Here is a 12368-nt window from a genome sequence, read left to right as displayed (position 1 = left end):
AAAGCAATCTTCCCTCCCCCTTGATGGGGGGGCAGCGAGACTTGCCAGCTTGCTGGCTTAGTCGCAGCGGACGGGGTGCGTTTTCGGCCTGGAATGGCAGTGCATGGACGCACCGTCACCCCCATCCAACTTCGCCTAGCCGCTTTGCGGCAAGGCTGCGTATCCTTCGCCCATCAAGGGGGAAGGCAATTTCAGGGCGATTTCACCCTATCCAACCCCTTGTCGTCCCTGCCAATCGGGTCTAGTCAGCCCGCAATTGCACAGGGAGCCCGCGACATGGCCGAATTCCGTCTGCCCAAGAACAGCCGCCCGCAAAAGACGGGCAAGGTCCACAAGGCCGAAGGCGCGGCCGCGGTCAAAAAATTCAAGGTGTATCGCTACGACCCCGACAGCGGCCAGAATCCCCGGTTCGATACGTTCGAGATCGATACCCAGAAATGCGGCCCGATGGTGCTTGATGCGCTGATCAAGATGAAAAGCGAGCAGGACAGTTCGCTGACCTTCCGCCGCTCCTGCCGCGAGGGGATTTGCGGCAGCTGTTCGATGAACATGAACGGCAAGAACGGCCTCGCCTGCACCACCGCAATCGAGGATCTGAAGGGCGACATCACGATCACGCCGCTGCCCGCGATGGATGTGATCAAGGACCTCGTTCCCGACTTCACCCATTTCTATGCGCAATATGCGTCGATCGAACCTTGGCTAAAGACCAAGACGACAACGCCGAGCGGCAAGGAACGGCTGCAATCGCCCGCCGAACGCGAAAAGCTCGACGGGCTTTATGAGTGCATCCTGTGCGCCTGTTGCTCGACCAGCTGTCCCAGCTATTGGTGGAACAGCGACAAATTCCTGGGCCCCGCGATCCTGCTTCAGGCGTATCGCTGGCTCGCAGACAGCCGCGACGAAATGACCGGCGAGCGGCTCGACGAACTCGAGGATCCGTTCCGCCTCTATCGCTGCCATACGATCATGAACTGCTCAAACGCCTGCCCCAAGGGACTGAGCCCCGCGCGCGCGATCGCCGAGATCAAGAAAATGGAAGCCGAGCGGCAGGTGTGAACGACGGCATCGAGGAACCGAAGCGGCGTGACCATTTCAGCGCCGAGGCACTCGACGACGGCTGGCTGAGCTGGGACCTCAAGGACGCAAGCCGTTTCAACAGCTTTATCGAGCCGCTGACGGTGCGGGTCGAACCACCGACGTCCGACGGTCGCCCTTGCGCGCGGGTGCGCATGATCCCGGAGCGTAAGCACAGCAATCTGGGCGATAATGTCCATGGCGCAGTCACGCTGGCGCTGGTCGACATCGCGCTGTTTGCGGCGGCGCATCAGTTCGGAGCGCTCAACGCAGGCCATTCGGTGACGCTCGACCTGTCGACCCAGTTCGTCGGCGCGGGTCGGCTCGGCGAGCCATTGGACGCGGTCGTCGAGCTGGTCCGCGAGACCGGTCGCCTGATCTTCCTGCGCGGACTGGTGGTGCAGGGCGACAGCGACAGTCATATCGTGCTCAGCTTTTCGGGCACCATTCGCAAGGCGAGCAAGGATCGCGGTTGATGTCGGTGCTCGCGGCCTATGACGCGCTCGTCGCCGGCGGCGAACTCCGCCCCGATCCCGAACAGCGCGCCGCCGCTGAGCGGCTGAACCTGTTGCAGTCGGAACTCGAGGCGGTGCCGCCGCGTGGCAGCCTGCTCTGGAGGCTGACCGGGCGCAAGCCCGAAAGCCCGCGCGGCGTCTATCTGTGGGGCGCGGTCGGGCGCGGCAAATCGATGCTGATGGACCTGTTTTACGACCAGCTGCACATCCAGCGCAAACACCGCGTCCATTTCCACGCCTTCATGCTGGACGTCCATGCGCGGATGCGCGAGGTGCGGAAAAGCGAGGCGGGCGACCCGATCCCGCTCGTGGCTGACGCGCTGGTCGAAAATGTCCGCTGCCTGGCGTTCGATGAGATGGTGGTGAACAACAGCGCCGATGCGATGATCCTGTCGCGGCTGTTCACCGCGCTGATCGATCGCGGGGTGACGGTGGTCGCGACTTCGAACCGCCCGCCGTCGGACCTGTACAAGGACGGGCTGAACCGCGAGCATTTCCTGCCCTTCATCGCGCTGATCGAGGCGAAACTCGACGTGATGGGATTGAACGGGCCGACCGATTACCGCCGCGACCGGCTGGGCGATGGTGCGCGCTGGTTCGTCCCCGCCGACGAGGCGGCGAGCGCCGCGCTGTCGGCGGCCTTCTTTCGCCTCACCGACTATCCGCCGGAGGATCGCGCGCATGTCCCGACGCTCGATCTCGACCTTGGCGGTGGGCGGACGCTGCACGTGCCAAAGGCGCTGAAGGGCGTCGCGGTCTTCTCGTTCAAGCGGCTGTGCGCCGAGGCGCGCGGCGCATCGGACTATCTGGCGGTCGCGCGGCATTTTCATACCGTCATCATCGTCGGCATTCCGCGCATGGGGCCGGAAAATCGCAACGAGGCGGCGCGCTTCGTGACGCTGGTCGATGCGATGTACGAATATAAGGTCAAGTTGCTGGCGAGCGCCGCGGCGATGCCCGATGATCTGTATGTCGCGGGCGACGGCGCGTTCGAATTCGAACGCACCGCGAGCCGCCTGTCCGAAATGCAGTCGGACGACTACCTCGCGCTAGGCCATGGCGAGCAGGACGCCACCGTTTAGCATATTGCTCCGGCCAATCTGAGCCGTAGCCCTGAGCCTGTCGAAGGGCGCTTCTCGGACAAGCGCCCTTCGACAGGCTCAGGGCTACGGTTAGAGTCGGCCCGCCCGAAGTAGGCTCAAGCCATGGCGAGCAGGACGCCGGTGGCAATTTTGCCCCAGCGTGACGAATTGATCGTCACCGCGATGACGTCGCGGACATAGCGCACTTCATGCGCGAGGTGGCCCACCCCTTGCTGAACGACCCGGCGCAGCGTGCGAAACGGGCGCGGCGCGGGAACGTGGATACGGCGGGGACGCGCGGGCGGTGCGGGCAGGGTGGTCAGCCCGCCGCTGGTCACGCGGGCATCGTCGGCAACGGCGCGGCACAGCGCCTCCATCCGCGAAATCGCCAGCCGGTTGGCGACCTTGCGGTCGCGGCTCAGCAATTCGAAGCTATGGCTGAACGCGGAAAACTGGATCGCGCCGCTGGCGGCGTTGTGATCGAGCGCGTCGTGCATTTCCTCTTCGGACATCGCGCACAGCTGCGCCGGGCGAAAACGGTTGGCGCGGTCCATCAGCCCGCTGACCGGTACCTCGATCACGCCATGATGCTCGCGCATGCCCTGGTTTCCCGCATCAAGCGAGATGGCGCAGCCATGCCCCAGATAGGCGGCGTTGAAACTGCTGTCGAAACGAAAGCCCAGCGCGGCGAGCGCGCGCAGCGTATCGTCGTTGGCGCCGAAATTTCCGGCCCGAAACGCGGTCGGTCGGGGCGCCCCCGCGCCGACCAAAATGTCGCGCGCGAGCGCGATGAGCTTTTTCTGTGCCGCCAGCGGAAAGTCGCCGATGTTCCGTCCGGTCAATCGCCCAACCGGGTTGAAACGGGCGAAGGCGAGCCATTCGGTGTGGATATGGACCTGCACCTCGTGCCCACGGTCCAGCACCGGGCGGACGATCGCATCGATGACTTCGGGGCCGTAAACCAGCGCCGGCATCGGGTCGATAAAGAACACCCCGGTCAGGCCGTGGCGTTCGAGCATGTCCATCTGGAAATGGATGCCGAAATCGCCTTCGCGGCAGCGCCCCAGGATCGAGCTTTCGAAATTGGCGCGCGCATCGACGCCGCGCTGGTATAGCCCGGCGGACAGCTCGGTATCGAAACTGATGATTGCCCGCGTCATCCGCTCGCGCCTATCACCCCAGCGATAAAGGAGGGTTAACTTCGCCGGGTGGCCGTTCCCCGACGTCAATCAGCCTGTCACGCTATCGCACTATTGTCCATGCAATCCCGCGCAACATCGGTTGCATCGCCGCTTGTTGTTATTGCGAACTATTTGCATAAAAAGGCGGAATTTCGCGCTTTTCGCGGTTGTTTCGTTAACGGAATCGGCGTAGGGGCGACCCAAGTCTTGGGATCGGCACGGCACTTTGGCCCGTGTGCCGCCGGTCTGTGAAGCATTGCCGGGCTTGCCAGGAAGGGAGTGCCGCGCGCCATGGGACGCAAGAAGATCGCATTGATCGGAGCCGGGAATATCGGTGGAACGCTGGCGCTGCTCGCCGCGCAGAAGGAACTGGGCGACGTCGTCCTGTTCGACGTCGTCGAAGGCGTGCCGCAGGGCAAGGCGCTCGACCTGTCGCAGGTCGGCCCGATCGCGGGCTTCGATGCAAAGATCACCGGCTCGAACGACTATAAGGATATCGCCGGCGCCGACGTCATCATCGTCACCGCCGGTGTCGCCCGCAAGCCGGGCATGAGCCGCGACGATCTGCTCGGCATCAATCTGAAAGTGATGAAGGCCGTCGGCGAAGGCATCAAGGCGAATGCCCCCGACGCGTTCGTCATCTGCATCACCAACCCCTTGGATGCCATGGTCTGGGCGCTGCGCGAATTCTCGGGCCTCCCGCACAACAAGGTCGTCGGCATGGCCGGCGTGCTCGACTCGGCGCGCTTCAGCCACTTCATCGCCGACGAATTCGACGTGTCGGTGAAGGATGTGAACACCTTCGTCCTCGGCGGCCACGGCGACACGATGGTCCCCGTCGTCCGCTATTCGACGGTCAACGGCATCCCCGTTCCCGACCTCGTCAAGATGGGCTTGTCGTCGCAGGACAAGATCGACGCGATCGTCAAGCGCACCCGCGGCGGCGGCGGCGAGATCGTCGCGCTGCTCGGCACCGGATCGGCTTTCTACGCGCCCGCTGCTTCGGGCATCGCGATGGCCGAAGCCTATCTGGGTGACCAGAAGCGCATCCTGCCCTGCGCCGCCTATGTCGACGGCCAGTACGGCCTCGACGGCCTTTATGTGGGCGTTCCGGTGCTGATCGGCGCCGGCGGCGTCGAGAAGATCGTCGAGATCGAACTCGACGATGCCGACAAGGCCGGCCTGCAGGTCTCGGTCGACGCGGTCAAGGAACTGCTCGACGCGTGCAAGGCGCTGGATCCGTCGCTGGCTTAAGCCGGATATGGTCGCCATCCTCTTCCTGCTTTCTTCCCCTGCCGTTTTTGCTGCTGGGGTATTTCGGGAAATGGAAGGTGACGGCGGCTATCGTCGGGTTGCTGGGCTTGTGGCTGGTATACATCTTATACCTCCATTGGACTGGCGACCCGAACGATCCATCGTTGAATGAATATGGCGCCCAGATTTTCCCTTATTTCTTGGGCGTGCTGATCGCAGGAATGTCTTTGGCCCACTGTATCGGTTGGAGCGTTCGCTATTTGAAGACTCGGTTCGATGACAATCGCGCTAGGTCAAAACTCGGAGAGACTTTCGAATGAGCATCCTCATCGACAAGAACACCAAGGTCATCACGCAAGGGATGACCGGTGCCACCGGCACCTTCCACACCGAACAGGCGCTCGCCTATGGCACGCAGATGGTCGGCGGCGTGACGCCGGGCAAGGGCGGCACGACCCACATCGGCCTGCCGATGTTCGACACCGTCGCCGAAGCCAAGGATGTGACCGGCGCGACCGCGAGCTGCATCTATGTGCCGCCGCCGTTCGCCGCGGACTCGATCCTCGAGGCGATCGACGCCGAAATCCCGCTGATCGTCTGCATCACCGAGGGCATTCCGGTGCTCGACATGGTCAAGGTGAAGCGCGCCCTCAGCGGCTCGAAATCGCGCCTGATCGGCCCGAACTGCCCCGGCGTGCTGACCCCGGGCGAATGCAAGATCGGCATCATGCCCGGCAGCATCTTTTCGAAGGGCAGCGTCGGCGTCGTCTCGCGTTCGGGCACGCTGACCTATGAAGCCGTGTTCCAGACGAGCAATGCGGGCCTCGGTCAGACGACCGCGGTCGGCATCGGCGGCGATCCGGTCAACGGCACCAATTTCATCGACGTGCTCGAGCTGTTCCTCGCCGACGAAGCGACCAAGTCGATCATCATGATCGGCGAAATCGGCGGCGACGCCGAGGAACAGGCCGCGCAATTCCTGATCGACGAAGCCAAGCGCGGCCGCAAAAAGCCGATGGCCGGCTTCATCGCGGGCCGCACCGCCCCTCCGGGCCGCCGCATGGGCCACGCCGGCGCGATCGTGTCGGGCGGCAAGGGTGACGCCGAAAGCAAGATCGCGGCGATGGAAGCCGCAGGCATCACCATGTCGGCGAGCCCGTCCGAACTCGGCACCACGCTGGTCGAAGTGCTGAAAGAACGCGTTTGATTTAAGCGCCCGCTGTCAACAGCCGTTGTCAGCGGGCGTCGCTCCCATATCCTCCCCGGAGCCATTTCTCTTTCGAGAATGGAAAAGACAATGAACCTCGAACGACAAAGCTTTGACATCGATGAGCCGCAGGCCGGTCCCAGCTGGGCGCCGAAGAATTGGCCCCAGATCGACAGCGACGACCTGACCGCCGCGCTCGATCCGCAGCAGATGCAGGTCGCGGTCAAGGCCGCCGCAGCCAAGGCGGGTGCGCCGCTGTCGAATGCCGAAGTCGAGCGCGCCGCGAATGATTCGATCCGCGCGATGATGCTGATCCGCACCTATCGCGTGCGCGGGCATCTGGCCGCCAATCTCGATCCGCTGGGGCTCAGCACGCGCGAGCTGCCAGCCGACCTGACCCCCGAATATCATGGTTTCGTCGGCGCCGATCAGGACCGCCCCGTCTATATCGGCGGGACGCTGGGTCTTGAAAAAGCGACGATCCGCGAGATCGTGGCGATCCTGCGCGCCAATTATTGCGGCAATGTCGGCCTTGAATATATGCACATCGCCGACCTCAAGGAACGCCAGTTCCTGCAGGAGCGGATGGAAGGCGCCGACAAGATCATCGAATTTTCGGTCGAGGGCAAACGCGCCATCCTGAACAAGGTGATCGAGGCCGAGGAATGGGAGAAATTCCTCGCCAAGAAATATGTCGGGACCAAGCGTTTCGGCCTCGACGGCGGCGAGAGCATGATCCCCGCGATGGAAGCCATCATCAAATATGGCGGCCAGTACGGCGTGAAGGAAATCGTCTATGGCATGGCGCATCGCGGGCGCCTCAACATGCTCGCCAACGTCATGGCGAAGCCGTACAAGATCATCTTCCACGAATTTGCCGGCGGATCGGCGAACCCCGACGACATCGGCGGTTCGGGTGACGTCAAATATCACCTCGGCACCTCGACCGACCGCGAGTTCGGCGGCGCGTCGGTGCATATGTCGCTGGTTCCCAACCCTTCGCACCTCGAAGCGGTCGACCCGGTCGTGCTCGGCAAGGTGCGCGCGCAGCAGGTGGTGCGCGACGACCTCGCCAAGCATGAGCAGGTGCTGCCGGTGCTGATCCATGGCGACGCGGCGTTCGCGGGACAGGGGATCGTGTGGGAATGCCTCGGCTTCTCGGGCATCCGCGGCTACAACACCGGCGGCTGCATCCACTTCATCGTCAACAACCAGATCGGTTTTACAACCAGCCCGCAATATGCGCGCTCGTCGCCCTATCCGTCGGACGTGGCGAAGGGCGTGATGGCGCCGATCCTGCACGTCAACGGCGACGATCCCGAAGCCGTGACCTTTGCGTGCAAGCTTGCGATCGATTTTCGCCAGCAGTTCAAACGCGACGTGGTCATCGACATGTGGTGCTATCGCCGCTTCGGTCATAACGAGGGCGACGAACCTTCGTTCACCCAGCCTTTGATGTACGAGCGCATCCGCAAGCACCCGCCGGTGTCGCAGCTCTGCGCCGCCAAGCTGGAAAGCGAAGGCGTGATCGACGCCGGTTGGGCCGACGCCCGCCGCGCCGAGTTCATCGCGCGGCTCGAAGACGATTTCGAGGGCGCCAAAAGCTACAAGCCGAACAAGGCCGACTGGTTTGCCGGGCGCTGGTCGGGGCTGCACGCTCCCGCCGATCCCGAAAACGCGCGCCGCAATATCTCGACCGGGGTCAGCGACAAATTGTTCGATTCGATCGGGCGCGTCCTGACGACCGTCCCCGCCGACGTCGAAGTGCACAAGACGCTGCGCCGCGTCATCGACGCACGCGGCGCAATGTTTGCCGACAAGAGCGACAAGGAAGTGTTCGACTGGGCGACCGCCGAAAGCCTCGCCTTCGGCACCTTGCTCAGCGAAGGCTATCAGGTCCGCCTGTCAGGGCAGGATTCGGGCCGCGGTACCTTCAGCCAGCGTCACGCCGTCTGGGTCGATCAAAAGACCGAGGCGAAATATGTGCCGCTGACGACCGTGCCGCACGGCCGGTTCGAGGTGCTCGACAGCCCGCTCTCCGAATATGGCGTGCTCGGCTTTGAATATGGCTATGCGATGGCCGATCCGAAATCGCTGGTATTGTGGGAAGCGCAGTTCGGCGATTTCGCCAACGGCGCGCAGATCATGATCGACCAGTTCATCGCGTCGGGCGAAGCCAAATGGCTGCGCGCCAACGGGCTCGTGATGCTGCTCCCGCACGGTTATGAAGGACAGGGGCCGGAGCATAGCTCGGCGCGTCTCGAACGCTTCCTGCAGCTGTGCGCGGGTGACAATATCCAGGTGTGCAATATTTCGACCCCGTCGAACTATTTCCACGTCCTGCGCCGCCAGATGCTGCGCCCGTTCCGCAAGCCGCTGATCATCATGACGCCGAAATCGCTGCTCCGGCACAAGCTGGCGGTGTCGCAGCGCAGCGATTTCATCGGCGACGCGCATTTCCGCCGCATCATGTCCGACCGCACCCCGCCCGCCGACGCTGACATCAAGCGCGTCGTACTGTGTTCGGGCAAGGTCGGTTACGACCTGATGGAAGCGCGCGATGCCGCGGGGCTGACCGACACGACGGTGATCCGGATCGAACAGCTCTATCCGTTCCCGGGCGATCCGCTCGCCGTCCGTCTGAAGCGGATGCCGAAGCTAGAGGAGGTCGTCTGGGCGCAGGAAGAACCGCGCAACAACGGCAGCTGGTTCTTCGTCGAGCCTTTCATCGAAGAGGCGCTGAACGAAGCCGGCCACAAGGGCATGCGCCCGCGCTACGCGGGCCGCGCCGCCGCGGCTTCGCCCGCGACGGGGCTGATGAGCCGCCACCAGACCGAGCAGTCGGCGCTGGTCGCCGACGCACTGGGCCTCAGCGTCCGTGCCGAAATTCGCCGCAGCAAGAATAAAGCCTGAGCCAGGCACAAGACCCCCAAGGAACTGCACCTATGAGCACCGAAGTCAAAGTCCCCACGCTGGGCGAAAGCGTCACCGAAGCGACGATCGGCGAGTGGCTGAAACAGCCGGGCGAAGCCGTTGCACTCGACGAGCCCATCGCGAGCCTTGAAACCGACAAGGTCGCGGTCGAAGTGCCTTCGCCGGTCGCGGGCGTGATGGGCCAGCAGGTTGTCGCGGTTGGCGATACCGTCAATGTCGGCGCGGTGATCGCGACGATCGAAGCCGGTAGCGCCGCTGCTGCTGCGCCCGCCACGGCGCCAAAGGCTGAAGCCGCCGCGCCGCCCCCCGCCGCGACCGCTCCGGCGGGCGAAGGCGTTGACACGGTCACGACCATGTCGCCCGCGGTGCGCCGCCTCGTGCTCGAACATGGCCTCGATCCGACGAAGATCCAAGGCAGCGGCAAGGACGGCCGTCTGACCAAGGAAGACGTACTCGCCGCCGCGAGCGCTGCGCCCGCAGCCGCCCCGGCTCCGGCTGCCGCGCCCGCCCCCGCTTCCGCCGCCAGCGGTGCATCGGGCCGCCGCGAAGAACGCGTCAAGATGACGCGGATGCGCCAGACGATCGCCAAGCGGCTCAAGTCGGCCCAGGACACTGCGGCGATGCTGACGACGTTCAACGACGTCGACATGTCGGCGGTGATTGCGACGCGCGACAAATATCGCGAGAGCTTTGAAAAGAAGCATGGCGTGCGCCTCGGCTTCATGAGCTTCTTCACCAAGGCGGTGGCGCTCGCCGCGCACGACATCCCGGCGGTCAACGCGCGCATCGACGGCGACGAGATCGTTTATCACGACTATCTCGACGTCTCGGTCGCGGTCAGCGCGCCGAACGGCCTGGTCGTCCCCGTCGTTCGCAACGCCGACAGCCTGTCGTTCGCCGACATCGAAAAGGCGATCGCCGACCTTGGCAAGCGCGCCAAGGACGGCACGCTGACAATGGACGACATGACCGGCGGCACCTTCACGATTTCGAACGGCGGTGTGTTCGGCGGCCTGATGTCGACCCCGATCATCAACCCGCCGCAGTCGGCGGTGCTCGGCCTCCATCGCATCGAGGATCGCCCGGTCGTGCGGGGCGGCGAGATCGTCATCCGTCCGATGATGTATCTGGCGCTCAGCTATGACCACCGTCTGATCGACGGCCGCGAAGCGGTGACGTTCCTCAAGACGATCAAGGAAGCGATCGAGGATCCGACGCGGTTGTTGATCGATTTGTAAGAGTTTGTGCTCCTGCGAACGCAGGAGGTATTTAGCTGTTCTCCTGCGAACGCAGGAGTCCAGGGTGGAATGAAATGATGGTGCAATCTCACCCTGGTTTCTGCATTCGCAGGAAAACGGAAGATAGAATGGCCCGACCCGGCTATCTCTATCTGATGGCAAGCGGGCGAAACGGCACATTGTATCTTGGCGTCACCAGCGATCTGCTGGCACGAGTGTGGCAGCATCGCAATGAGGTGGTGGAAAGTTTCACCAAGAAATATGGGTGCCACAGGCTGGTCTGGTACGAAGCGTTTGATGACATTCAGCAGGCTCGGCATCGCGAGCTGCAAATGAAGAAATGGAAACGGGCGTGGAAGGTTGAACTGATCGAACGGGAGAATCCACAATGGCTGGATTTGTTCGACAGGCTTTCGCCTTGACGCCTTGGGTTCCTGCGTTCGCAGGAACACAAACGGAGTGAGTTATGGCTGATTACGACTACGACGTCCTTGTCATCGGTGCCGGCCCCGGCGGTTATGTCGCGGCGATCCGCGCGGCGCAGTTGGGGCTGAAGACCGCCTGCGCCGACGGGCGCGAGACGCTGGGCGGGACCTGCCTCAACGTCGGTTGTATTCCGTCGAAGGCGATGCTGCATGCGTCGGAATATTTTGACGCAGCCGCCAACGGCGCGATGGCCAAGATGGGGATCGATGTGTCCCCCAAGCTGAACCTGCCCGCGATGCACGCGCAGCGCGTCGATGCGGTGAAGGGGCTGACCGCAGGGATCGAATTCCTGTTCAAGAAGAACAAGGTCGACTGGCTGAAGGGCTATGCCGCCTTCACCGGCAAGGACAGCGTCGAGGTTGCGGGCAAGACCTATCGCGCGAAGAATATCATCATCGCCACCGGATCGTCGGTCACTCCGCTGCCCGGCGTCGATGTCGACAATGACAAGCAGGTCATCGTCGATTCGACCGGCGCGCTCGAACTCGCCAAGGTGCCGGGCCATATGGTCGTCATCGGCGGCGGCGTGATCGGGCTTGAGCTGGGCAGCGTATGGCGCCGCCTGGGCGCCAAGGTCACCTGCGTCGAGTTTCTCGACCAGATCCTGCCCGGCATGGACGCCGACATTCGCAAGGATGCGAACCGCATCTTCAAGAAACAGGGCATCGAGTTCAAGCTGAAGACCAAGGTTACCGGCGCGGTGGTAAAGGGCAAGAAGGCCGTCCTGACACTCGAACCCGCGGCAGGTGGCGAAGCGGAGACGCTGGAAGCCGATGTGGTGCTGGTGTCGATCGGGCGGCGCCCGAATACCGACGGGCTGGCGCTCGACAAGGCGGGCCTTGCCGTCAATGCGCGCGGCCAGATCGAAACCGACCATGATTTTTCGACGCAGGTTCCCGGCATCTGGGCGATCGGCGACGTCATCCCCGGTCCGATGCTGGCGCACAAGGCCGAGGACGAGGGCATCGCCTGTGCCGAGAATATCGCGGGCCAGACGGGCATCGTGAACCATGATGTCATCCCGTCGGTCGTGTACACTTGGCCCGAAATCGCCGGGGTCGGCCTGACCGAAGAACAGGCGAAGGAAAAGGGCGAGGTCAAGGTCGGCAAATTCCCGATGGCGGGCAACAGCCGCGCCAAGACCAACCACGAACCCGACGGTTTCGTGAAGATCATCGCCGACGCCAAGACCGACCGTGTGCTCGGCGTGTGGTGCATCGCCAGCGTCGCGGGCACGATGATCGCGCAGGCGGCGCAGGCGATGGAGTTCGGCGCGACGTCGGAAGACATCGCCTACACCTGCCACGCACATCCGACGCACAGCGAAGCGGTGAAGGAAGCCGCGATGGCTGTGACGGGCAAACCGATCCACGTCTGACACGAATATCGAGGGG

At 63.5% G+C, this 12368-nt stretch carries 10 protein-coding genes; 9 read left to right on the top strand and 1 reads right to left on the bottom strand.

The features are described 5' to 3' along the window. Positions 1-276 precede the first annotated feature (276 nt). Genes FFS18_RS05775 through zapE form a run of 3 tightly spaced genes read left to right on the top strand, consistent with a single transcriptional unit; the run spans position 277 to position 2674 of the window. On the top strand, positions 277-1059 hold the full coding sequence (locus tag FFS18_RS05775) for a succinate dehydrogenase iron-sulfur subunit (RefSeq protein WP_137870137.1): 783 nt from the start codon (positions 277-279) through the stop codon (positions 1057-1059). Continuing rightward, positions 1056-1553: a PaaI family thioesterase gene (locus FFS18_RS05770; protein WP_171005245.1), complete on the top strand. Its 498-nt coding sequence runs from the start codon at positions 1056-1058 to the stop codon at positions 1551-1553. The genes FFS18_RS05775 and FFS18_RS05770 overlap by 4 nt, the downstream gene beginning before the upstream one ends. Further along, a complete protein-coding gene (gene zapE / locus FFS18_RS05765; RefSeq protein WP_137870136.1) occupies positions 1550-2674 on the top strand; it encodes a cell division protein ZapE in 1125 nt (374 codons plus the stop codon). The genes FFS18_RS05770 and zapE overlap by 4 nt, the downstream gene beginning before the upstream one ends. Before the next feature lie 116 nt (positions 2675-2790). On the opposite strand, the gene FFS18_RS05760 is transcribed toward zapE, so the two are convergent. Beyond that, positions 2791-3834: a polysaccharide deacetylase family protein gene (locus FFS18_RS05760; protein ID WP_137870135.1), complete on the bottom strand. Its 1044-nt coding sequence runs from the start codon at positions 3832-3834 to the stop codon at positions 2791-2793. A gap of 312 nt (positions 3835-4146) precedes the next feature. On the opposite strand from FFS18_RS05760, the gene mdh reads away from it, so the two are divergent. The 6 genes from mdh to lpdA all read left to right on the top strand — a co-directional run bounded on the left by mdh (position 4147) and on the right by lpdA (position 12352). Further along, on the top strand, positions 4147-5109 hold the full coding sequence (mdh, locus tag FFS18_RS05755; RefSeq protein WP_137870134.1) for a malate dehydrogenase: 963 nt from the start codon (positions 4147-4149) through the stop codon (positions 5107-5109). A 316-nt stretch (positions 5110-5425) separates the two neighbouring features. Further along, positions 5426-6316, top strand: coding sequence for a succinate--CoA ligase subunit alpha (gene sucD / locus FFS18_RS05750; RefSeq protein WP_120215437.1), 891 nt, complete (start codon positions 5426-5428; stop codon positions 6314-6316). A gap of 90 nt (positions 6317-6406) precedes the next feature. After that, positions 6407-9229 carry a 2-oxoglutarate dehydrogenase E1 component gene (locus tag FFS18_RS05745; protein WP_137870133.1) on the top strand — a complete coding sequence of 941 codons (2823 nt, stop codon included), beginning with the start codon at positions 6407-6409 and terminating at the stop codon, positions 9227-9229. 32 nt (positions 9230-9261) lie between these two features. Continuing rightward, positions 9262-10488, top strand: a complete 1227-nt coding sequence (odhB, locus tag FFS18_RS05740) for a 2-oxoglutarate dehydrogenase complex dihydrolipoyllysine-residue succinyltransferase (RefSeq protein ID WP_120215438.1) — start codon at positions 9262-9264, stop codon at positions 10486-10488. A 128-nt stretch (positions 10489-10616) separates the two neighbouring features. Further along, positions 10617-10910 (top strand): GIY-YIG nuclease family protein, encoded by a 294-nt coding sequence (locus FFS18_RS05735; RefSeq protein WP_137870132.1) that lies wholly within the window; start codon positions 10617-10619, stop codon positions 10908-10910. A 44-nt stretch (positions 10911-10954) separates the two neighbouring features. Then, a complete protein-coding gene (gene lpdA / locus FFS18_RS05730) occupies positions 10955-12352 on the top strand; it encodes a dihydrolipoyl dehydrogenase (protein WP_137870131.1) in 1398 nt (465 codons plus the stop codon). Positions 12353-12368: the final 16 nt, after the last annotated feature.

This window comes from Sphingopyxis sp. 2PD (genome assembly GCF_005503695.1).
Taxonomy (GTDB): Bacteria; Pseudomonadota; Alphaproteobacteria; order Sphingomonadales; family Sphingomonadaceae; genus Sphingopyxis.
The sequence above is the reverse complement of the archived record's forward strand: the minus strand, read 5'-3'. Positions and strand labels throughout refer to the sequence as shown.